The sequence below is a fragment of the Donghicola mangrovi genome (genome assembly GCF_013377535.1).
In the GTDB taxonomy this organism is placed as follows: domain Bacteria; phylum Pseudomonadota; class Alphaproteobacteria; order Rhodobacterales; family Rhodobacteraceae; genus Donghicola; species Donghicola mangrovi.
In genome coordinates, this window is sequence record NZ_JABCJE010000001.1 from 96,691 (window position 1) to 119,401 (window position 22,711).

Genomic DNA, 22,711 nt, shown 5'->3' on the forward strand with positions numbered 1-22,711 from the left:
GGGCTTTAGCACACGGTTAGCGTTCACATAAGTTGCTGATTTTGCAGCGCCGCATCGCAGCACACTTGCGCGGCGTCAAACAAAGCACTACCCAAAAGCCCAATTTCAACCGACCCGGAGATGAAATCCATGGCTCGACCCAAGATTGCCCTTATCGGCGCAGGTCAGATCGGTGGCACCCTTGCACACCTGGCTGCAATGAAAGAACTCGGCGACGTCGTACTGTTCGACATCGCGGAAGGTACCCCGCAGGGCAAGTCGCTCGACATCGCAGAATCCGGCCCCGTTGCTGGCTTTGACGCGGTAATGAAGGGCACTCAGGACTACGCCGATATCGCTGGCGCAGACGTCTGCATCGTGACCGCAGGTGTTCCCCGCAAGCCCGGCATGAGCCGTGATGACCTGCTCGGCATCAACCTGAAAGTAATGAAGTCGGTCGGCGAAGGCATCAAAGCACACGCCCCCAACGCATTCGTTATCTGCATCACCAACCCGCTCGACGCGATGGTTTGGGCTCTGCAGCAGTTCTCGGGTCTGCCCGCGCACAAAGTTTGCGGCATGGCTGGCGTTCTGGACTCGGCGCGTTTCCGTCACTTCCTGTCGCTGGAGTTCAACGTCTCCATGCGCGACGTGACCGCGTTTGTTCTGGGTGGCCACGGCGACACCATGGTTCCGCTGACCCGCTACTCGACCGTAGCCGGTATCCCGCTCCCCGATCTGGTAGAGATGGGCTGGACCACCGCAGAGAAGCTGGAAGCAATCGTTCAGCGCACCCGTGACGGCGGCGCAGAAATCGTGAAGTACCTGGGCAACGGCTCGGCGTTCTACGCACCTGCGACCTCGGCGATCGAAATGGCCGAAGCCTACCTGAAAGACCAGAAGCGTCTGCTGCCCTGCGCGGCTTACGTTGACGGCGCGTTCGGCCTGAACGGCTTCTACGTTGGCGTTCCCACCATCATCGGCGCCGAAGGCATCGAGAAAGTTGTGGACATCAAGCTGTCGAAAGACGAGCAGGCAATGTTCGACAAGTCGGTCGACGCGGTCAAAGGCCTCGTTGCTGCTTGCAAAGAGATCGAGCCCTCGCTGGCCTAATCGCCGCACCGGTTCCGGATTTCGAAACGCGCGCCCTAACCGGCGCGCGTTTTTCATTTCAGGCGGTCCAGCAGGTCCCCTGCCCGTTCGCGCAGGATCGCATCGAACCCCTCGACCGACAGATCGGGCATATAGCCCAGTTGCGCCGCGATCTGGTTCGCCGGATCAAAGGGCGCGTCCACGAACATATCCCGATCCTCGAGCCGCGCGCGCAAACCGCCATCGGTGACCTTCAGGCGGTTGTGGAACTTCAGCAGCCCACCGGGGCTATGGGACCGTCGCAGCGCCATCAGCACCTGTTCGCGCCGGTGCCCGCCAAGCATCCCCTCCACGACCTCTCGGGGCAGACGGGCATAGCGCAGCACCTTCACCATCCAGTGCAACGGCGTCATCCCGTCAAAGTGCAGCAAAGCCATCTCTGGCACGTAATCGCCGCGGATGCGTTTCTCTTCCTCTTTCGGGGAATGAATGCCGATCCGCCACCCCTGCCGCGTGGGCATCAGGGCTTTGCCCGCGGAATGGCCTGTCAGCCCTTTGGTCAGGAACGGCGTGGAGCGCCAGAATAGGTCCTGATCGTCCTGAAGCTTGCCCAGATAGGGCACACGAAAGCCGCCCTCGAACAAAGAGGTCGGCGGCGTGTCGGTCAGGTAGGTGCGTTCCCACGGCTGGATGCGCAGGAATCGCCCCTCACGGGCGTATTCGCCGATGATCTGGGACACGGGCCGTTCGGGCATCAGGAACTCGTCCGCGTCCAGATGGATCATCCAGTCCGCGCCGGTTTTCCGGTAGGCATCGGTCGCGTTCAAGCCTTGCCTACGGGTCTGCCGCGCATCCCCTGCCCGACCGTCCAAACGGGCCCAATGGGCGGCACCGCACCGAATGACGTTGACACCCGCAACCACTTGCAGTTGATCACCCACAGTGTCCATTGGGTCATCAAGGTACACATGTACCTCAGAAGCACCAAGGGACAGGTGCCACGCCACATTGGCCATAACCAATGGCGCAGGCTCCCTGACGGTCATGACAACCGCCCAACTTATGTTAGCGCCCGACGTCATGCGAATCTTTGTGCAACACCGTTATCGGTTGTGATCACACCCTCAAAACCTGTGATCACAAAATGCAGATTTTTGCCGATTTTCAAGCTGATCACGCAAAAACTCCTTAATCCGGCGATTTCATGAGCGTATAGGTACACCGAATTTCAGCAAGATGGGACAGGTCCATGAACATTCACGAATATCAGGCCAAAGCACTGCTGCGCGAATACGGCGCACCGGTCAGCGACGGCCGCGTCGTGCTCAAGGCCGAAGACGCTAAAACCGCTGCTGGCGAGCTTGACGGCCCCCTCTGGGTTGTAAAGGCGCAAATCCACGCAGGTGGCCGCGGCAAGGGCAAATTCAAAGAAGCCGATGCTGGTGAAAAGGGCGGTGTCCGCCTTGCCAAGTCGGTTGAAGAAGCAGCCGAAGAAGCCAAGAAAATGCTTGGCCGCACTCTGGTAACCCACCAGACCGGTCCCGCTGGCAAGCAGGTCAACCGCATCTACATCGAAGATGGCTCGGACATCAGCCGCGAACTGTACCTCGCGCTGCTCGTTGACCGTCAGACCAGCCGCATCTCGTTCGTTTGCTCGACCGAAGGTGGCATGGACATCGAGGAAGTCGCAGCATCGACCCCCGAAAAGATCCTGTCGTTCTCGGTTGATCCGGCAACCGGCTACCAGCCCTACCACGGCCGCCGCATCGCGTTCTCGCTGGGCCTCGAAGGTGCGCTGGTCAAGCAGTGCGTCAGCCTGATGGGCACTCTCTACAAAGCCTTCGTCGAGAAGGACATGGAGATGCTGGAAATCAACCCGCTGATCGTCATGGACAACGGCAACCTCAAGGTTCTGGACGCCAAAGTCGGCTTTGACGGCAACGCCATCTACCGCCACCCCGAGATCGCCGCTCTGCGCGACGAGACCGAAGAAGATCCCAAAGAACTGGCAGCCTCGAAGTTCGACCTGAACTACATCGCGCTGGACGGCGAGATCGGCTGCATGGTGAACGGTGCGGGTCTGGCGATGGCCACCATGGACATCATCAAACTGTACGGCGCAGAGCCTGCAAACTTCCTCGACGTTGGCGGCGGCGCCACCAAAGAGAAAGTGACCGAAGCCTTCAAGATCATCACCTCGGATCCGAACGTAAAAGGTATCCTCGTGAACATCTTCGGCGGAATTATGCGCTGTGACGTGATCGCAGAAGGCGTAATTGCGGCTGTTAAGGAAGTCGGACTGAAAGTTCCGCTGGTCGTACGCCTCGAAGGCACTAACGTCGAGAAGGGTAAAGAGATCATCAACACCTCTGGTCTCGACGTGATCGCCGCAGACAACCTTAGCGACGGCGCGGAGAAGATCGTTAAAGCAGTGAAAGGTTAAGTATGCGTTTTTTGGTTCTGGTTGGCTGTGTTTTTGTTTCGGCCTGTGTGAATTTCAATGCCCCCGCTCATCCGGTGGGACAAACTCAACAGGACGACTTCATCGGGTATAACGAGGGCGACCGCCCCGCGCCTCTGGCAGGCATACCCGCAGATGCAGCCCCAGGACCAATCGCATCGGGTTCGGACGGCCCTCTTAGCTGCCCCGCAGGTACATTGCTGATCCAAACTACGGACGGCCGAGCCTGCGCACCCGAATAACCACTCACTGAGTGTAGGGTAGAGAGTGAAAAACCAGTCCTGACCGGGCCCCATTCCCGGAACCTTGGTCAGGAAATGGTCGCGCTCTACCCGGCGCCAGATGTAACAAGGGTTCGGAACCATCCGGACCGTTTCGTAGAAAAACTTAGGAGCCAACAACATGGCAGTCCTCATCGACGAAAACACCAAGGTCATCTGTCAGGGCTTTACCGGCTCGCAGGGCACCTTCCACTCGGAACAGGCGATCGCTTACGGCACCAAAATGGTCGGCGGCGTAACCCCCGGCAAAGGCGGCTCGCAGCACCTCGGCCTGCCCGTGTTCAACTCGGTCCACGAAGCCAAGCACGTCACCGAAGCAAACGCGACCGTGATCTACGTTCCCCCGCCGTTCGCAGCGGACTCGATCCTCGAGGCCATCGACGCGGAAATGGAACTGATCGTCTGCATCACCGAAGGTATCCCGGTACTGGACATGATGAAGGTGAAGCGCGCGCTTGAAACCAGCAAATCGCGCCTGATCGGCCCGAACTGCCCCGGCGTCATCACCCCCGATGCATGCAAAATCGGCATTATGCCCGGCCACATCCACAAGCGTGGCTCGGTCGGCGTTGTGTCGCGTTCGGGCACCCTGACCTACGAAGCTGTGAAGCAGACCTCGGACGCGGGCCTCGGCCAGTCTACCGCAGTCGGCATCGGCGGCGACCCGATCAAGGGCACCGAGCACATCGACGTGCTGGAAATGTTCCTGGCAGACCCCGAAACCCAGTCTATCATCATGATCGGTGAAATCGGTGGTTCGGCCGAAGAAGAAGCGGCACAGTTCCTGGCCGACGAAAAGAAAAAAGGCCGTTGGAAGCCCACCGCTGGCTTCATTGCTGGCCGTACCGCTCCTGCTGGCCGCCGCATGGGCCACGCCGGTGCGATCGTCGCAGGCGGCAAAGGTGGCGCAGAAGACAAGATCGAAGCCATGCTGTCGGCTGGCATCGTTGTCGCTGACAGCCCCGCCGGTCTCGGCGAAGCCGTGCTGAAAGCAATCGGCAAATAAGCCCTTGTACCGGACCTGCTGCACATTGCGGGTCCGGCTGAACCCATCAGCCCGCCCGAGGGACGCCTCGGGCGGGTCCAACCTAACTCAGGTGCAGCGATGACCGACCAATCCCCGAACGACCAGTTCCATGCCTCGAGCTTCTTGCAAGGGCACAATGCTGAATACATCGAACAGCTTTACGCCCGTTATGCCACTGACCCGAATTCCGTAGATGAATCCTGGCAGGCTTTCTTTGCGGCCCTCGGTGATGGGGAAGTCGAAGTCAAGAAAGAGGCCCAAGGCGCCTCGTGGGGCCGCACCGACTGGCCGCCGCTGCCCGCAGGCGACAACGTCTGGGCTCTGACCGGCGAATGGCCGGAAGCTGCCAAAGAAGTCAAAGGCGCTGGCGACAAGATCAAAGCCAAAGCCGCCGAAAAGGGCGTAGAGATTTCCGACGAGCAGGTGAAACGCGCTGTTCTCGACTCCGTCCGCGCGCTGATGCTGATCCGCGCCTACCGTATTCGTGGCCACCTGGCTGCCGACCTGGATCCGCTAGGTCTGCACGGCCGTGAGCCCCACCCCGAGCTGGACCCCAAAGCGTACGGCTTCACCGAAGCCGACATGGATCGTCCGATCTTTATCGACAACGTTCTGGGCCTTCAGGTCGCGTCGATGCGCCAGATCGTGGACATCGTCAAACGCACCTATTGCGGCACCTTTGCCCTGCAGTACATGCACATCTCGGATCCCGAGCAGTCCGCATGGCTGAAAGAGCGCATCGAAGGCTACGGCAAGGAAATCACCTTTACCCGTGAAGGCCGCCGCGCGATCCTGAACAAACTGGTCGAGGCCGAAGGCTTCGAAAAGTTCCTGCATGTGAAATACATGGGCACCAAGCGTTTCGGCCTCGACGGTGGCGAAGCGCTGATCCCCGCGATGGAACAGATCATCAAGCGCGGTGGCGCGCTGGGTGTTCGTGACATCGTTATCGGTATGCCTCACCGCGGCCGTCTGTCGGTCCTGGCCAACGTGATGGGCAAACCCTACCACGCGATCTTCAACGAATTCCAAGGCGGCAGCTTCAAGCCCGAGGACGTCGACGGTTCGGGTGACGTGAAGTACCACCTCGGCGCATCGAGCGACCGCGAGTTCGACGGCAACAGCGTTCACCTGTCGCTGACCGCGAACCCCTCGCACCTCGAGGCCGTGAACCCCGTTGTTCTGGGCAAGGTCCGCGCGAAACAGGAACAGCTGGGTGACAAGGCGCGTACTCAGGTTCTGCCGATCCTGCTGCACGGCGACGCGGCCTTCGCAGGTCAGGGCGTTGTGGCGGAATGCTTCGGTCTGTCGGGTCTGGTCGGTCACCGCACCGGCGGCACCATGCACATCGTGGTGAACAACCAGATCGGCTTCACCACCGCGCCGCACTTCTCGCGCTCGTCCCCCTACCCCACCGACATCGCTCTGATGGTCGAGGCGCCGATCTTCCACGTGAACGGCGACGATCCGGAGGCTGTGGTTCACGCGGCCAAGGTTGCGACCGAGTTCCGTCAGAAGTTCCACAAAGACGTTGTTCTGGACATCTTCTGCTACCGCCGCTTCGGTCACAACGAAGGCGACGAGCCGATGTTCACCAACCCGCAGATGTACAAGCAGATCAAGTCGCACAAGACCACTCTGTCCCTGTACACCGAGCGTCTGGTCAAGGACGGCCTGATCCCCGAAGGCGAAATCGAGGATATGAAGGCGCAGTTCCAGGCGCACCTGAACGACGAGTTCGAAACCGGCAAGACCTACAAGCCCAACAAGGCTGACTGGCTGGACGGCCGCTGGTCGCACCTGAACAAGCAGGGCGAAAAGTACCAGCGCGGCAAAACCGCCATCAAGCCCGAGACCATGGCAGAGGTCGGCAAGTCGCTGGTGCACGCACCCGCGTCCGTGGACATCCACAAGACCGTTGCCCGTCAGCTGGACGCCAAGGCGCAGATGTTCGCCACCGGCGAAGGCTTTGACTGGGCCACCGGCGAGGCACTGGCGTTCGGCTCGCTTCTGACCGAGGGCTACCCCGTTCGTCTGGCAGGTCAGGACTCGACCCGTGGTACGTTCTCGCAGCGTCACTCGGCCTTCATCGACCAGACCACCGAAGAGCGTTACTACCCGCTGAACAACATCCGCGAAGGTCAGGCACGCTACGAAGTCATCGACTCGATGCTGTCGGAATACGCGGTTCTGGGCTTTGAATACGGCTACTCGCTGGCAGAACCCAACGCGCTGACCATGTGGGAAGCCCAGTTCGGCGACTTCGCAAACGGCGCTCAGATCATGTTCGACCAGTTCATCTGCTCGGGCGAAAGCAAGTGGCTGCGTATGTCGGGTCTGGTCTGCCTTCTGCCCCACGGCTTCGAAGGTCAGGGCCCCGAGCACAGCTCGGCCCGTCTGGAGCGTTTCCTGCAGATGTGTGGTCAGGACAACTGGATCGTGGCGAACTGCTCGACCCCGGCGAACTACTTCCACATCCTGCGTCGCCAGATGCACCGCAGCTACCGCAAGCCGCTGGTTCTGATGACCCCGAAATCCCTGCTGCGCCACAAGCTCTGCGTCAGCAAGGCCGAGGACTTCACCACTGGTTCCAGCTTCCACCGCGTCCTGTGGGACGATGCGGAACGCGGCAACTCAACCACCCAGCTGGCCGCAGATGCGGATATCAAGCGCGTGGTGATGTGCTCGGGCAAGGTCTACTACGATCTGCTCGAAGAGCGTGACGCACGTGGCATCAACGACGTGTACCTGCTGCGTATCGAACAGTTCTACCCCTTCCCGGCGATCTCGCTGGTCAAGGAACTGGAGCGTTTCCCACACGCAGAGATGATCTGGTGTCAGGAAGAGCCCCAGAACCAGGGCGCCTGGACCTTTATCGAGCCCAACATCGAGTGGGTCTTGCGCCGGATCAAGGCAACGCACGGCCGTCCCCGTTACGTAGGCCGCGCAGCAAGCGCGTCGCCCGCAACGGGTCTGGCATCGCAACACAAAGCACAACAAGCGGCGCTCGTGGACGAGGCGCTGACCATCGAAGGAAAGTAAGCAAATGACTGAAGTCCGCGTTCCCACCCTGGGTGAATCCGTGACCGAGGCAACCGTTGCCACCTGGTTCAAGAAACCTGGCGACCGTGTCGAGGCTGACGAAATGCTGTGCGAACTGGAAACCGACAAGGTCACCGTCGAGGTTCCCGCACCCGCCGCTGGCGTCCTGACCGAGATCGTTGCTGCCGAAGGCGAGACCGTCGGCGTTGACGCTCTGCTGGCCAACATCAGCGCCTCGGGCGAGGCAGCAGCCCCCGCCCCCAAAGCAGCCGCCCCCGCGGCTGCCCCCGCAGCGGCTGCCGCTTCGGTTGACGTCATGGTCCCGACCTTAGGTGAATCCGTGACCGAAGCCACCGTTTCGACCTGGTTCAAAAAGGTCGGCGACACCGTTGCTCAGGACGAGATGCTCTGCGAGCTGGAAACCGATAAAGTATCGGTCGAAGTGCCCGCACCCGCAGCTGGCGTTCTGACCGAGATCCTGTTCGCCGAAGGCACCACCGTCGAAGCTGGCGGCAAGCTGGGTGTCATCGCATCGGGCGAAGGCGCAGCCGCAGCTGCCCCCGCCACAGCACCTGCCGCAGCCGCTCCTGCCGCTGCATCGGGCGCCAAGGATGTCGAGCACGCCCCCGCCGCCAAAAAGGCAATGGCAGAGGCTGGCCTGACCGCTGCTCAGGTTCAGGGCACCGGCCGTGACGGTCGCATCATGAAAGAAGACGTGGCCGCTGCTGCCGCCGCTGTTGCCGCCGCCGCCAAGGCCGCGCCCGCACCGGCCGCTGCACCCCGCGCCCCCGTTGCTGCAGACGACGCATCGCGCGAAGAGCGCGTGAAAATGACCCGTCTGCGTCAGACCATCGCGCGCCGTCTGAAAGACGCGCAGAACAACGCCGCAATGCTGACCACCTATAACGAGGTGGACATGACCGGCGTGATGGAACTGCGCAACGAGTACAAAGACCTCTTCGAGAAGAAACACGGCGTCCGTCTGGGCTTCATGTCCTTCTTCACCAAGGCGTGCTGCCACGCTCTGAAAGAGGTCCCCGAGGTCAACGCCGAGATCGACGGCACCGACATCGTCTACAAGAACTACGTCCACATGGGCATCGCGGCCGGCACCCCCCAGGGTCTGGTTGTGCCTGTCATCCGTGACGCGGACCAGAAGTCCTTTGCCGAGATCGAAAAAGAGATCAACGAAAAGGGCAAGCGCGCACGTGACGGCAAGCTGTCGATGGCCGAAATGCAGGGCGGTTCGTTCACCATTTCGAACGGCGGCGTCTACGGCTCGCTGATGTCCTCGCCGATCCTGAACCCCCCGCAGTCGGGTATCCTCGGCATGCACAAGATCCAGGATCGTCCGATGGTCGTGAACGGTCAGATCGTCATCCGTCCGATGATGTACCTGGCGCTGTCCTATGACCACCGCATCGTTGACGGCAAAGGCGCTGTGACCTTCCTCGTCCGCGTCAAAGAAGCACTCGAAGATCCCCGCCGTCTGCTGATGGATCTGTAATAAATGACGGGCCAGCCCGCGAAGCGGCAGAAGACGTTCTCCGGAATGTTGACGCCGACACTAAATAACTTCGCGGGCTGGCTCTTTCTTTACCTCGTATCTTTCTTTTTCTACGCCAGCTTCGGCTTCCAGCTATCGACTGCACTGCAAGACCCGCACGGCAAGGCCGGCCTTCTTGCTTTGGCGGCAGCGATAGTCACCTACACAGGCTGGATACCGCTGGTAATCATTCTGGTTCGCGCCCTGATGGGGCAGGAAAACACTGAAACGCCTCATGGTGAATGAGATGACGACCGAACTCACAGTCCTCACCCTCGCCGCCCTGCTACAGGTCGTCCAGTTCGTCCTGATGTCCGTTCCTGCGAACCTCGAACTCGGCCCCGGCAAAACGATGGGACCCCGCGATCCGGAGCGCCTTGGCAAACCGTTGATCGAACAGGTCTCCCCCCGCACCGGCCGCCTGTTCCGCGCCCTTAATAACCACTTCGAGGGTCTGATCCTCTTTTCCATCGCCTGCGTCGTGATCACCCTGTCGGGCCAATCGACCGCCCTGACCGGCGCCTGCGCGTGGATCTACCTTGTGGCCCGCATCCTCTATGTGCCCGCCTATGCCTTCGGGCTTGTGCCGTGGCGCTCGGTGATCTGGGCTGTCGGCTTCATCGCCACCACCATCATGCTGGTCTCGGCCCTCGTCTAGACCCGCCCCGCCAACACCGCCAAGGCCTCTTCATCTTGGCAAAAATACCCCGGGGGCCCGGGGGCAGCGCCCCCGGCCTCGACCACCAGAAAGGAACTTCGAAAATGGCATCCTACGACGTCATCGTGATCGGCGCCGGACCCGGCGGCTATGTTTCGGCCATCCGCGCCGCACAGCTCGGCCTGAAAACCGCCTGTGTCGAGGGTCGTGAAACCCTCGGCGGCACCTGCCTGAACGTGGGCTGCATCCCCTCCAAGGCGCTGCTGCACGCCACCCACCAGCTGCACGAAGCAGAGCACAACTTTGCGGCCATGGGCCTCAAGGGCAAAACCCCGACCGTCGATTGGGACCAGATGCAGTCCTACAAGGGCGACGTGATCGGCCAGAACACCAAGGGCATCGAGTTCCTGTTCAAGAAGAACAAGGTTGACTGGCTCAAGGGTTGGGCCTCGATCCCCGAAGCTGGCAAAGTCAAAGTCGGCGACGAAGTCTATGAAGCCAAGAACATCATCATCGCGTCCGGCTCGGCTGTGGCCACCCTGCCCGGCATCGAGATCGACGAAGAGATCGTCGTGTCCTCGACCGGCGCGCTGTCGCTGCCCAAGATCCCCAAGAAGATGGTTGTGATCGGCGCAGGCGTCATCGGTCTGGAACTGGGCTCGGTCTACAAGCGTCTGGGTGCCGAAGTGACCGTCGTGGAATACATGGACGGCATCACCCCCGGTCAGGACCTCGAGGTTGCGCGCACCTTCCAGAAACTGCTGGCAAAACAGGGCCTGAACTTTGTTCTGGGTGCCGCCGTTCAAGGCGTCGAAAAGGCCAAGAACAAAGCCAAAGTCACCTACAAGCTCAAGAAAGACGACAGCGAGCATACCCTCGATGCGGACGTCGTTCTGGTGGCCACCGGCCGCAAGCCCTTCACCGACGGTCTGGGCCTTGCCGAACTGGGTGTCGAGATGACCGAACGCGGCCAGATCAAGACCAACGCCCACTGGCAGACCAACGTGCCCGGCATCTACGCGATCGGTGACGTGATCACCGGCCCGATGCTGGCCCACAAAGCCGAAGACGAAGGCATGGCCGCCGCCGAAGTGATCGCGGGCAAGCATGGCCACGTGAACTATGGCGTCATCCCCGGCGTGATCTACACCCACCCCGAGGTTGGCAGCGTTGGCGCCACCGAAGAGCAGCTCAAGGCCGAAGGTCGCGCCTACAAGGTTGGCAAGTTCAGCTTCATGGGCAACGGCCGCGCCAAGGCGAACTTTGCCGCTGACGGCTTTGTCAAACTGCTGGCCGACAAAGAAACCGACCGCATTCTGGGCTGCCACATCATCGGCCCGATGGCGGGCGACCTGATCCACGAGATCTGCGTTGCGATGGAATTCGGCGCTTCGGCCGAGGATATCGCCCTGACCTGCCACGCGCACCCGACCTATTCGGAAGCGGTTCGCGAAGCGGCTCTGGCCTGCGGCGACGGCGCAATCCACGCCTGATCCCTGCGATCAAAGACCTTCGGAAAACCCCTGCCCTGCGCGGGGGTTTTTCATTTTCGGCCTCCTAAGCGGGCCCCTGTCAATTATCTGACTCTTGTCAGATATATTTATCTGACCTAAGTCAGACAAATGACCCATGATCCCATCTCCCGATTCCGCCGCTTTGCCCGCTCTGTCACGACCGAGGTCGGCGCACTGGACGAATCCTTTCTTGGCCGCGGCCGGTCCCTTGGGGCGGCGCGCGTGCTCAATGCCATTGGCCATGGTCGCACCGACGTGGCCGAGGTGCGCCAGTACCTGAACCTTGATTCCGGCCTGCTCAGCCGCCTGCTGCGCCAGTTGGAATCCGAGGGGCTGATCACCCTGTCCCCCCACCCCACCGACGCCCGCGCCCGCATCGCCGCGCTGACACCGCTCGGCCAGTCGGAATTCGACGCCTACGAGGGGATCAGCAACACCCGCGCCAGCGAATTGTTCGCCCGCCATCCCCGCCCCGAGGCGCTGCTGGCCGCCATGGACCTGATCGCCAGCGCCCTAGGCCAAGACCGCATCACGATCGAGGAACGCGATCCCCGCGACCCCCAATCCCTGTTTTGCCTGAACGAATACTACGCCGAACTGGGACGGCGCTTCAAAACCGGCTTTGACGTGAACCTGTCCTGCGATCCCCAAGCCACCGACATGATCCCCCCGCGCGGGGCGTTTCTGGTGGCGATGTCTGACGGGATGCCCATCGGCTGCGTCGGCGTCAAAGGGCACGGCGGCGACACCGCCGAGATCAAGCGCCTGTGGATTGCCCCCTCGGCCCGCGGCCTTGGGCTGTCGAAACGTCTGATGACCGCCGCCGAAACCCGCGCCCGAGAGCTGGGGATCAGCACCCTGCGGCTGGACACCAACAGCGCCCTACCCGAGGCCGTGCGCCTCTATCAGACCAGCGGTTGGACCGAAATCGACCGTTTCAATGATGACCCCTATCCCGACCATTTCTTTGAAAAGCGGATATGAAAAAACCGGATGGGGGAGGATCAGCCCCATCCGGCCAAGTTGGAACACAAGCAAGCTTGTGAGCGGTGCGACCGACCCACCGGGTCTAGTGGGTCAGACAAGAGGTTTAACGAAAGGTGAAAACTCTTCCGTCGCTGCAACCGCGAAAAATCCGAAAAAAGTTAGCCCTCGCTCCGGACGAAGCCAGCCTCGGCCATCAGTTCGTCCGAGCGGGTTTCGACCATGTCCTTGAGCACAGTCATCATGCTGTCGATGCTGGCCCCCGGCGGAATGGGATCAAGGAACTCGACCACCGCCAGACCGGGCTTGCGATAGATGCCCGTGCGCGGCCAGAAGACGCCCACATTGGTCGCCGCCGGCACACAAGGCTGGCCGGTTTCGCGGTACAGAACCCCCGTCCCCACCTTGTAGGGCGCGTCCACACCGGGCGCGACGCGGGTACCTTGGGGGTAAATCACCAGCTGGCCACCGGGCATGACCCCGTGTTTGACGTCCTTGACCATCTTGCGCATGGCCTCGGCGCGCTTGCCCCGCTCGACGGCGACACAGCCGATACGGCTGGCGTACCAGCCCAGAACCGGCGTGTAGCGCAGCGAATGCTTCATGATGTACTTGGGCTGAGGCAGCACGCTCGCAATCATGATGATGTCCAGAAAGCTCTGGTGCTTGGAGGCCACGATGACCTCGCCGGTGGGAATTTGGCCGCGGATTTCGGTCTTTAGCCCGATCATCCAGCCCGCCGTCCACCGCACCCAGCGGCAATACCCATGAATGCCGCCATAGGCGCCTTTGCGGTCAACCAGAGCCCAAGGCAAGTAGATCAGCCCGATCACCGGCAGCATGATGTACATCTGGATGACGAACAGGATGGACCGGATCCACTGGAATGCCTTAGCCATTTACCGCAACCCCCTCAATGTGCGCATTGCGGCCCCGCGGGTCGCAAAGAAGGCCACGACAGCCCCCATCGGGGGGATAATCAGCGGCCACAGCCATTGCCACCCCTGAAATCCCAGACCGGTCAGAAAACCGCCTTCGGCTTGGGCGCCGGGCAACAGGAACACCGCGCCCATCCCGATCACAGTGCCAATCACCCCGCCAATCAGCGCCCGCAGGGTAAACCGCCGGACAAAGGCGCTGGCGATGTAGCTGTCGGTCGCCCCGACCAGCCGCAGCACGCGGATCACCTGCCCGTTCGCCGCCAAAGCCGCCGTCGCCGCCAGCGTAATGATCGCCGCCATCGTCCCGCCAATCAGCAGCAAAGACAGCGTCCCCAGCCGCCGCAAGCTATAGGCCGCGCGGATCAAGGGTTTGCGCCACTGGGAATGGTCGTCCAGCGTGGCCCCCGGCACCTCGGCCTGAAGACGCAGGCGCAGGCCGTTCACGTCATAGCCGTCCCCCTCTTCGATCACCTCGATCAGCTGGGGGACAGGCAGCGCGGACAGCAGCACCCCGTTGCCGAACCACGGCTCCAGCAGGGCTTGTTCCTCTTCGGGGGTCAGCGCGCGGGCGCTCTTGATGCCGGGTGTGGTGGACAAAACGCGCAGGGCGGCCTCGGTCTGGGCCGCCTCTTGGGCTGCGGGCGCCGAGATGCGGATGGTCGAGGACCGCGCCAATTCGTCACCCCATCTTACCGCCAAGCGCCCTGTGGCCATCGACAGCGCCATCGCGAACACCGCCAGAAAGGCCATCGCCGCCGCAGAAAACAGCGTCAGCCGCACCGTATGACCGGTCGGAGGCACCACGCGATCGGCCTGCGTATCTGCCTCGAGAATCGACATCACGTATTGAATCGGGTTCATAGATCGGCTCCCGCAAACTGCAGTTTACGGTTCGCGATGCGCAGCACCCGCGCCTGAACCTGTGACTTGGCCGCACGGATCAGCGCCAGATCGTGGGTCGCAATCAGCACGGTTTTGCCCAGACGGTTCAGCTCGATCAGCAGGGTCAGCAGGCGCTGGGACATCTCCCAATCCACGTTGCCCGTGGGCTCGTCCGCCAGAATAACATCCGGCGACATGATGATCGCCCGCGCTAGCGCGGCCCGCTGCCGTTCCCCGCCCGACAATTCCGGCGGCAGCGCGCGGGCGCGCTTGGCCAGGCCAACCCATTGAATTAGCTCGCGCAAATGGGCCTCTTCGACGCCACCCTGTTCTGACACCGTCAGCGGCAGCGCGATATTTTCATACAGCGGCAGGTGATCCAGAAACTGGCAATCCTGATGCACCACGCCAATCCGGCGGCGCATAATGGCCAGATCATCGCGGCTCAGGTCGCGCACATCGTTCCCGAACAGGCGCACCGCCCCCGCTGTGGCGGTCAGATCCCCGTAGCACAGGCGCAAAAAAGTGGTCTTTCCCGACCCCGACGGCCCCGTCAAAAAATGGAACGCGCCCGGCTGCAACTGCAACGAGACGCCGCTCAGCAGCTCGCCCCCGCCATAGCTGTAAGCCATGTTGTCCAGCTCGATCACCGTTTGCCCCTCGTTTTATCAGCTTTCTATGCTTTTTGCCGTAAGCTGTAGAGTGTTGCAATGCACGGCAATCATTGACTTTGCCTTCGTTTCGACAAGGATTACAACGAACTGGAAATGATAACTCACCTATGGCGCGATTTGCTGCCGGAACGAGGAACAGATGCGGCTAACCTGTCCGAACTGCGACGCCCAATACGAAGTCCCGGATAACGTGATTCCGGACGACGGACGTGACGTGCAATGTTCGAACTGCGCCCACACCTGGTTCCAGATGCCCGCCGACTGGCAGGCCGACGACTCTATCCCTGCGGACGACGAAATCCCGCTCGACATGGCCGATTTCGCCGAAGAACCCGAAGATTCCCCCGAGGATGACACCGAAGTCGATGAAAACGACCTCTCCCCCGAGGAGTTTCTGGATCGGCTGGAGCAGGAAGAAACCACCGAAATCGACGTCCCCATGGACGCTGCGATGGGTGCCACCGCCGCCGGTGGCCTGCCCCGCCGCGAACTGGACCCCATGGTCCGCGAGGTTCTGCGCCAAGAGGCCGAGTACGAGGCAGAGCGCCGCGCCCGCGCCGATGCTGGTCTGGAAAGCCAGCCGGAACTGGGCCTCGATCAGCCCGTCCGCAAGCGCATCATCCCCGCCGACATCCCCTCTTTGCGCGAAAAAGAGGCGAAAGAGGCCGCAATGGTTGCCGAAGCCGCCGATGCGAACCCCGAGCCAGAGCATAAATCCCGCCGCGATCTGCTGCCCGACGTCGAGGATATCAACTCGACCCTGCGCAAACGCGAGGTCCGCTCGGTCCGCACCCCCGGTGAGCTGATGGAAGACCCCGAAGAGGTTGCCCAACGCGGCTTCCGCTCGGGTTTCTTCCTGTCGCTGATTTTCGCGCTGCTGTTCGCGATGTTCTACGTCAAGGCAGACGCCCTGTCGCAGTCCCTGCCCTCGGCCGCGCCTGCGCTGGCCAGCTATGTCGAATCAGTTGATTCGGTCCGCGTGTGGCTCGACACCAAGGTGCGCGGCGCCGCAGGCTGGCTCGACGGCTTCAGTTCCGAAGCCAAAGAGGGCTGAGGGCCGGCTTAGAACCGGTCCAGCAATCTGTTCAGATAATCCCGCTCTTCTTCCGGTCGGTCCGTTTCTGCGGACCGGCGACGGATTTCCTCGGTCAGCTCTTCGGCGCGGCGGTACACGTCCTCGCCCTGCAGCAGGTTGTCCTCGGTGCCCATGGGGGCGCCGTTGCCCTCGCGCCGCCCCAAGGGATCCTGACGCCCTTCGCCGGTGGGTTTGCCCTGCCCCTGCTGGCCGCCAGCCTCTTGCTGACCCTGCTGCTGGTCGCCCTGGAGCGCCTCGCTCAGGCTGCGCATCCCTTCGCGCATCCGCTCGATCGCTTCGGACTGGCGGTCGATCGCCTCACCCAGATTTTCGTCGCGCAGGGCCTCCTCGGCCTGATCCATCGCGCGTCCTGCATCGTCCAGACTACGGCGCGCAGAATCGCCCTCTTCGGTGCCCGCACCGGGCAGGCCGCGCCGCTGGCGATCCAGTTCTTGGCGCAAGGATTTCTGCCGTTTGGCCAGCTCGTCGGCCAGATCGCTCTGCCCCTGCTGCCCTTCGTCGCCCTGCTGGCGGTTCAATTCGTTGAACGCCTCGTCCGACAGTTCCTGCTGGTCGCGCAGCGTATCCCCCAGCTGATCCAAGGCCTGCTGCCCCTGACCGCCCTGCCCTTTCTGGACAGCCATATTCTCCATCAGTTGCATCAACTGGTCCAAGAGCTGCTGCGCCTCGGCCATGCGGCCTTCGTTCATCAGCTGCTGGATGCGGTCCATCATCTCGGCCAGATCGTTCTGGCTCAGCTCCATCTGGTTGGCGTTCGACTGCGCGTCGTCGTCGGTTTCCTCGCCCCCGCGTTCGGCCAGTTCCTTCATGAAATCGCGGGTCGCGTCGCGCAATTCCTGCATCAACTGCTCGATCTCTTCGGGGCTGGCGCCGTTGCGCATCGCCTCGCTCAGCCGTTCCTGAGCCTGCCGCATCCGCTCGCGGGCATCCTCCAGATCGCCATCTTCCAATTCCAGAGCGTACGCCCACAGGTCCTCGGCCAACCCGTCGCGGGTCGCGTCGTCCATCGTGGGGCCACCCTCATCCAGCCGCGCTAGAATGCCCTTCAGCGTCTCGTACCGCGTCATGTCGCGGAACAGATCCTCGGGCTGCCAGGTCACGGCCTTCATCAACTGGCTGATCTGCCCCGCATTGGCGCGGTTCCACAGCAGATCACGCCGCGCCTCGATCACCGCGCGAGCCACCGGATCAAAGAACCGCCGCCCCGGCAGCGTAAACGCCAGAATATCGGAATGCCCCTGCTGTCCGGTCGCGTCCTGCACCGTCAGCACCACCTGCACCGGCAGATTGGCCCACGGATGCTTGGAAAAATCCTCGCGCAGCACCTCGCGGAAGGCCTGACGGTTCCCCGAATAGCTCAGCGGCAAGTCCAGACGCACCGGATCGCGCGGCTCGGGGTCGATCGTCAGGCCATAGCGCCGGTCTACCGCCGCCAGATCCAGCCGCACTTCGGCCCCGCCCGTTTCCACGCCATAGTCATCCTCGGCCCAGAACGGCAGCGACATCTCGCCCTCGGGGGTGACCTCCAACTCCCCGTCCTGCGAGACGGTCGGCGGCGCGTCGGGGCGCAAGGCCACCTGCCACACACGGCCATTCTCGCCGGTAATCTCAAGCGTTCCCGACTGGGTCACCGCCATCTCGCGGGTCTGAACGGGGGTGTCTACCGCCGTCAAAACCTGCTCGGGCGCCTGCCCGCTAACAGTTTCCTCGATCCCCGCGCCGGTACCGTACAGGCGCACGGTCACGCGGCTGCCCTGCATCAGCTCCAGCTTGCCCGAAGGAATATCGTTCAAATAGATCGCCGGACGGCGGGTATGCGCGGGCGGTTCGACCCACCCTTCCCAACTGGGCCCGGCGGCCTGCGCCGCACCGGTGCCCGCAGGGTCCGTCAGCGCACCCATCTGGCCAAAGGACCCGAACAAGAGCCCCATCGCCACTGCCACCAAGGCCACATAGCGCAGCGCATAAGGGTCGCGCTTGCGCTGGCTCAGCTCGGGCGGCACGGCGCGGGCACCTTGCACCCGCTCGGCCATCCGCTCCAGGTGCGCCTGCCACAGGGCCTCGGACGCCGGATCTCCGCGCCCAATGGCGGGACGGTCCCGCAGCGCTGCGATCGGGCGGCCCGCCAAAGTCGCATCCAGCCGCCGCAGCGCATCCTCGCGCACCGGCCGGCGAAACCGCCGCAGACCCAGCACCAGAAACACCGCCACAGTCGCCAGCACCACGCCAGCAACCCCGACCTGCCACCAGAACGGCAACGCCCCCATGACGCCAAACATCATCAGGCCCGCGAATGCGAACAGCACCGACCAGACGGGCCAGAAGGCATGCGTCAAACGCTCTGCCCACAGGCCGGCCCAAGTCAGTGCCAACGGTTTGCGGATTGCTTTGGGTAGCTGGTCTTGAGCCGCCATACACCTCGCCCGGAGTTCCTCACTCCGGGCAGGATGCCTCAGAGCCACTCGGGGATGCTATCGCGATTTATGATTTCGTCAAACGTCGGGCGCTGACGAATGACAGCGAATTGATCACCTTTCACCAGAACCTCGGGGACGAGGGGACGGGTGTTGTATTCGCTGGACATGACTGCGCCATACGCCCCTGCACTGCGGAAGGCGATCAGATCGCCCTCGGACAGCTTGGGCATCATACGGCCCTTGGCAAAGGTATCGCCCGATTCGCACACCGGCCCCACGATGTCATAGGGCTGCTGCTCGGCGCCCGCTTCGGGCTCGGTCACGGCGATAATGTCGTGGTGGGCGCTGTACATGGCGGGGCGCACCAGATCGTTCATGGCCGCATCGACGATCATGAATTCACGGCCTTCGCCCTCTTTCAGATAGATGATCCGGCTGGCCAGAATGCCCGCGTTGCCCGCGATCAGACGACCCGGCTCGATCTCGATCTCGCAGCCCAGATGACCCAGTTCCTCTTTGATCATCGCGCCGTATTCCATCGGCAGCGGCGGGTTCTCGTTCCCGCGCTGATAAGGAATGCCCAGACCGCCGCCCAAATCCAGACGGGTGATCTCGTGACCGTCCTCGCGCAGCGCCTCGGTCAGCTCGGCCACCTTGCGATACGCCAGACGGAAGGGCTCCAGATCCACCAACTGGCTGCCGATATGCACGTCGATGCCCACAACCTTCAGCCCCTTCAGCGCGGCGGCTTCGGCGTAAACCGCACGGGCCTTGGCGATCGGAATCCCGAATTTGTTCTCGGATTTGCCGGTGGCGATCTTTTCGTGGGTCTTCGCGTCCACATCGGGGTTCACGCGCACAGTAATCGGCGCCACAACCCCCAAGGACTGCGCCACACGGTCAATCGCGCGCATCTCGGGCTCGGATTCCACGTTGAACTGGCGAATGCCGCCGGTCAGCGCGGCGCGGATTTCCTCATCGGTCTTGCCCACGCCGGAAAACACGATGCGATCACCGGGCACACCCGCCGCCTTGGCGCGCGCATATTCACCGCCCGACACCACGTCCATGCCCGCGCCCAACGCCGCCAAAGTCTTCAGGATCGCCTGATTGCTCGCCGCCTTCATCGCGTAGCACACCAGATGAGGGGTCCCCTCCAGCGCCTCGTCGAACAGCTTGAAGTGACGCTCCAGCGTCGCGGTCGAGTAGATATAGACCGGCGAGCCAACGGTCGCGACGATCTCGGAAACCGGCACATCCTCGGCAAACAGTGCGCCTTCGCGGTACAGGAAATGATCCATGGGCCAGCCTCCTTTGCGGCAATACGTTGCGCCGCCTTTTAGGGGCTGGCACCGCGCACTGCAATCGCGCCCGCGTCAAATCCGCTTAAAAGGCGTCACACATTGGCCCGATGGCCGGTCCGCTCCTGATACTCGCGCCAATCGGCCAGCAATTTGTCCCGCCGCGTCGGATAGCGCGCATCCAGAACGTCGATCGCCTCGATCTGGTCCAGTGTGAAATGGCGAAAGCCCTCTCGCAATTCGCACCACGCAACCAGCACCCGCACCTCGTCCGCATGGGCAATCACCAAAGGCCACACAATGCGCGAGGTCACCTCGCCCTTCAGCCCCCGATACCGCATCCGGACCTTGGCCCGCGTGCGCAGCGCCTGGCGCATCATCCGCCCGTCATAGGTCGGCAGCTTGGCCACCGCCTGACGTTCGCTTTCTAAAATAACAGGGCGCAATTCCTCTGGCAGATGCCGCGCCAGCTTGGCGACCACCATCCGCGCCGCCGTCGCAACCGTCGGGTCCCCCCGTTCGACCGCCCAGACCGCGCCCATCAGCGCCGCTTCCATCTCGTCCAATGTCAGCGTCAGGGTAAACGCCTCGCGCGCCTGCTCCAGCAGATAGCCCCGCTCGGCATCCCCGTGCACGGGGATTTTCCGGCGCACCAGAACGCGAATATCCTCGGCCAGCAAAGGCTCCGGCGCACCGACCACCCGCGCCAGATCCTCGGCCGCGATGGGCGCGCTCTGGCTTTGCAGAACCTTCATGATGCGGATCAGGCGGTCTTTCTGGTGCATGTGCTCCCCCAATTGCGGAATGGTTGCACGGAGCCCATGGAAAACAAACGCCTCCATTCGACCATCCCGAAACGACCGAGCGGATACCCTCCCCCATAGAAAAAGCGGGCCCCGCTATCGCGCGCCCGCTTCCTCTTTCTTGGTAAAAATACCCCGTCGCGGCCCGATCAATCGATCGGTCGGCACCGGAAATAGAGATACAGCGGCAACCCGCAGCTGACCCCGATGCAGAAGGTCGCCGGAATAGCAATCAGCGCCATCCAGTTCCGCCGCACCCAAACCTCGGCCAGAATCCAGACGGTCAGCGTGATGGCCGAAATCGTCAGATCCCACACCAAGCCACTCGACGCCGCATTGGCGTGCCACGCGTCGATCATCGGCCCCAGCGCGACCCCGTTTTCCCAGAACCACGTCAGGAAATAGGCCATGGGGTGCACCGCCCCCCACGCTGCCAAAGCCAGATAAACGACGCGCAGGGGCGTCATCCCTTGATGCCCATCTCGGCCGAGCCGGACAGAGACACGCCGAACACCGGATCACCCTTTTGCGGGCGCTCGGGTGTGCCATCAGCCCCGCAGGCTGCCAGCATCGCCATCAAAGCCAGTGCGGCTACGGTTTTCATCCCAGAACCTCTTTCCAACGCGCCACCTGCGCGCGGACCTGTTCCGGCGCGGTGCCCCCATAGGACATGCGCGACGCGACCGAGTTGTCCACCCCGAGCACACCGAAAACCTCTTCGGTGATGGCGTCGTGAACGGATTTCATATCCTCGAGAGTCAGGTCGGGCAGATCGCAACCCTTCTCTTCCGCCAGCGCCACCAGCGAACCCGTCACGTGGTGCGCGTCGCGGAACGGCATATCCAGCACGCGCACCAGCCAGTCCGCCAGATCGGTCGCGGTCGAGAACCCGCTGCCCGCTGCCGCCGCCAGTTGGGGACGGTTCGCGCTCATGTCCTTAACCATGCCTTCCATCGCGGCCAGCGCCAGCATCAGGTTATCGGCGGCGTCAAAGACCTGTTCTTTGTCTTCTTGCATGTCCTTGGAATAGGCTAGCGGCAGACCCTTCATCACCATCATCAGCGCGACGTTGGCACCGAAAATCCGGCCAATCTTGGCGCGGATCAGTTCCGCGGCATCGGGGTTCTTCTTCTGCGGCATGATCGACGAACCGGTCGAGAAACGGTCCGACAGGGTCACAAACCGGAACTGGGCCGAGGACCAGATCACCAGTTCTTCGGCAAAGCGGCTCAGGTGCATCGCGCAGATGCTGGCCGCGCCCAGAAACTCCAGCGCAAAGTCACGCGCCGAAACCGCGTCCAAGGAGTTCGCCATCGGGCGGTCAAAGCCCAGCGCCTCAGCGGTCATATGACGGTTGATGGGAAAGGACGTCCCCGCCAGCGCCGCAGCGCCCAAGGGGCTTTCGTTCATACGAACGCGCGCGTCTTTGAAGCGGCTCAGGTCGCGGCTGAACATCTCGACATAGGCCATCATGTGGTGTCCCCACGTCACCGGCTGCGCGGTCTGCAGGTGGGTGAAACCGGGCATCACCCAGTCCGCGCCCGCCTCGGCCTGCACCAAAAGCGCACGGATCAGCGCCTCGACTCCGCCGATCGCGGCGTCGATCTGGTCACGCACCCACAGACGGAAATCGGTCGCCACCTGATCGTTGCGCGAGCGCGCGGTGTGCAGACGACCTGCAGGCTCACCTACGATTTCCTTCAGGCGGGACTCCACATTCATGTGAATATCCTCGAGCGCGGTCGAAAACTGGAAAGAACCGCTTTCGATCTCTGACAACACCGTGAGCAGGCCTTCACGAATGGCCTCTGCATCGCTATCCCTCAGGATGCCCTGAGCAGCCAACATGGCCGCATGGGCCCGAGAGCCTGCGATGTCTTGTGCGGCCAACCGCTTGTCGAACCCGATCGAGGCATTAATTGCCTCCATGATCGCGTCCGGTCCAGCGGCGAAGCGGCCGCCCCACATTGCGTTCGAGGAAGAGTCTGACATGTCGTGCCCCCGGAGGTCTTG

Annotated in this window: 20 protein-coding genes; 10 read left to right on the top strand and 10 right to left on the bottom strand. The window is 62.4% G+C overall.

Annotated elements, in window-relative coordinates; genetic code table 11:
* The first annotated feature begins 129 nt into the window (after window positions 1-129).
* Window positions 130-1,092: a malate dehydrogenase gene (mdh, locus tag HJ536_RS00495; protein WP_176852965.1), complete on the top strand. Its 963-nt coding sequence runs from the start codon at window positions 130-132 to the stop codon at window positions 1,090-1,092.
* 53 nt (window positions 1,093-1,145) lie between these two features.
* On the opposite strand, the gene HJ536_RS00500 is transcribed toward mdh, so the two are convergent.
* The gene (locus tag HJ536_RS00500; RefSeq protein WP_177156326.1) at window positions 1,146-2,117 is read right to left on the bottom strand and encodes a glycosyltransferase family 2 protein; all 972 of its coding nucleotides are present in this window, start codon (window positions 2,115-2,117) and stop codon (window positions 1,146-1,148) included.
* Between the two features lie 203 nt (window positions 2,118-2,320).
* Between HJ536_RS00500 and sucC the strand changes: the two genes are divergently transcribed.
* The 8 genes from sucC to HJ536_RS00540 all read left to right on the top strand — a co-directional run bounded on the left by sucC (window position 2,321) and on the right by HJ536_RS00540 (window position 12,584).
* Window positions 2,321-3,514 (top strand): ADP-forming succinate--CoA ligase subunit beta, encoded by a 1,194-nt coding sequence (sucC, locus tag HJ536_RS00505; RefSeq protein WP_176852963.1) that lies wholly within the window; start codon window positions 2,321-2,323, stop codon window positions 3,512-3,514.
* A 420-nt stretch (window positions 3,515-3,934) separates the two neighbouring features.
* Window positions 3,935-4,819 carry a succinate--CoA ligase subunit alpha gene (gene sucD / locus HJ536_RS00510; RefSeq protein ID WP_176852962.1) on the top strand — a complete coding sequence of 295 codons (885 nt, stop codon included), beginning with the start codon at window positions 3,935-3,937 and terminating at the stop codon, window positions 4,817-4,819.
* Window positions 4,820-4,918: 99 nt separating this feature from the next.
* Window positions 4,919-7,882 carry a 2-oxoglutarate dehydrogenase E1 component gene (locus HJ536_RS00515; RefSeq protein ID WP_177156327.1) on the top strand — a complete coding sequence of 988 codons (2,964 nt, stop codon included), beginning with the start codon at window positions 4,919-4,921 and terminating at the stop codon, window positions 7,880-7,882.
* 4 nt (window positions 7,883-7,886) lie between these two features.
* Window positions 7,887-9,389 (top strand): 2-oxoglutarate dehydrogenase complex dihydrolipoyllysine-residue succinyltransferase, encoded by a 1,503-nt coding sequence (gene odhB / locus HJ536_RS00520; RefSeq protein ID WP_177156328.1) that lies wholly within the window; start codon window positions 7,887-7,889, stop codon window positions 9,387-9,389.
* Window positions 9,390-9,392: 3 nt separating this feature from the next.
* Window positions 9,393-9,674, top strand: coding sequence for a hypothetical protein (locus tag HJ536_RS00525; RefSeq protein WP_177156329.1), 282 nt, complete (start codon window positions 9,393-9,395; stop codon window positions 9,672-9,674).
* A 1-nt stretch (window position 9,675) separates the two neighbouring features.
* On the top strand, window positions 9,676-10,086 hold the full coding sequence (locus HJ536_RS00530; protein WP_176852958.1) for an MAPEG family protein: 411 nt from the start codon (window positions 9,676-9,678) through the stop codon (window positions 10,084-10,086).
* A 104-nt stretch (window positions 10,087-10,190) separates the two neighbouring features.
* Window positions 10,191-11,579 (top strand): dihydrolipoyl dehydrogenase, encoded by a 1,389-nt coding sequence (gene lpdA / locus HJ536_RS00535; protein WP_177156330.1) that lies wholly within the window; start codon window positions 10,191-10,193, stop codon window positions 11,577-11,579.
* A gap of 129 nt (window positions 11,580-11,708) precedes the next feature.
* A complete protein-coding gene (locus tag HJ536_RS00540) occupies window positions 11,709-12,584 on the top strand; it encodes a bifunctional helix-turn-helix transcriptional regulator/GNAT family N-acetyltransferase (RefSeq protein WP_177156331.1) in 876 nt (291 codons plus the stop codon).
* Between the two features lie 161 nt (window positions 12,585-12,745).
* On the opposite strand, the gene HJ536_RS00545 is transcribed toward HJ536_RS00540, so the two are convergent.
* The 3 genes from HJ536_RS00545 to HJ536_RS00555 are packed head-to-tail and all read right to left on the bottom strand — an operon-like array spanning window position 12,746 to window position 15,057.
* Window positions 12,746-13,483, bottom strand: coding sequence for a lysophospholipid acyltransferase family protein (locus tag HJ536_RS00545; RefSeq protein WP_176852955.1), 738 nt, complete (start codon window positions 13,481-13,483; stop codon window positions 12,746-12,748).
* Window positions 13,484-14,386 (bottom strand): cell division protein FtsX, encoded by a 903-nt coding sequence (locus tag HJ536_RS00550; RefSeq protein ID WP_177156332.1) that lies wholly within the window; start codon window positions 14,384-14,386, stop codon window positions 13,484-13,486.
* The gene (locus HJ536_RS00555) at window positions 14,383-15,057 is read right to left on the bottom strand and encodes an ATP-binding cassette domain-containing protein (RefSeq protein ID WP_176852953.1); all 675 of its coding nucleotides are present in this window, start codon (window positions 15,055-15,057) and stop codon (window positions 14,383-14,385) included. Before HJ536_RS00555 ends, HJ536_RS00550 begins: the two co-directional genes overlap by 4 nt.
* Window positions 15,058-15,220: 163 nt before the next feature.
* On the opposite strand from HJ536_RS00555, the gene HJ536_RS00560 reads away from it, so the two are divergent.
* Entirely contained in the window at window positions 15,221-16,135 is a 915-nt protein-coding gene (locus HJ536_RS00560) for a zinc-ribbon domain-containing protein (RefSeq protein ID WP_177156333.1), read from the top strand.
* Window positions 16,136-16,143: 8 nt separating this feature from the next.
* Here HJ536_RS00560 and HJ536_RS00565 read toward each other — a convergent pair whose 3' ends face one another.
* The 6 genes from HJ536_RS00565 to argH all read right to left on the bottom strand — a co-directional run bounded on the left by HJ536_RS00565 (window position 16,144) and on the right by argH (window position 22,690).
* Window positions 16,144-18,591 (bottom strand): DUF4175 domain-containing protein, encoded by a 2,448-nt coding sequence (locus HJ536_RS00565; protein ID WP_177156334.1) that lies wholly within the window; start codon window positions 18,589-18,591, stop codon window positions 16,144-16,146.
* A gap of 38 nt (window positions 18,592-18,629) precedes the next feature.
* Window positions 18,630-19,895 (bottom strand): diaminopimelate decarboxylase, encoded by a 1,266-nt coding sequence (gene lysA, locus HJ536_RS00570; protein ID WP_176852950.1) that lies wholly within the window; start codon window positions 19,893-19,895, stop codon window positions 18,630-18,632.
* A gap of 95 nt (window positions 19,896-19,990) precedes the next feature.
* Complete coding sequence (locus tag HJ536_RS00575; RefSeq protein ID WP_177156335.1) at window positions 19,991-20,680, bottom strand: helix-turn-helix transcriptional regulator; 690 nt, start codon at window positions 20,678-20,680, stop codon at window positions 19,991-19,993.
* 167 nt (window positions 20,681-20,847) lie between these two features.
* On the bottom strand, window positions 20,848-21,165 hold the full coding sequence (locus HJ536_RS00580) for a DUF2834 domain-containing protein (RefSeq protein WP_177156336.1): 318 nt from the start codon (window positions 21,163-21,165) through the stop codon (window positions 20,848-20,850).
* Complete coding sequence (locus HJ536_RS00585; RefSeq protein WP_177156337.1) at window positions 21,162-21,302, bottom strand: argininosuccinate lyase; 141 nt, start codon at window positions 21,300-21,302, stop codon at window positions 21,162-21,164. Before HJ536_RS00585 ends, HJ536_RS00580 begins: the two co-directional genes overlap by 4 nt.
* Entirely contained in the window at window positions 21,299-22,690 is a 1,392-nt protein-coding gene (gene argH, locus HJ536_RS00590; RefSeq protein WP_177156338.1) for an argininosuccinate lyase, read from the bottom strand. The genes HJ536_RS00585 and argH overlap by 4 nt, the downstream gene beginning before the upstream one ends.
* Between the last annotated feature and the right edge of the window lie 21 nt (window positions 22,691-22,711).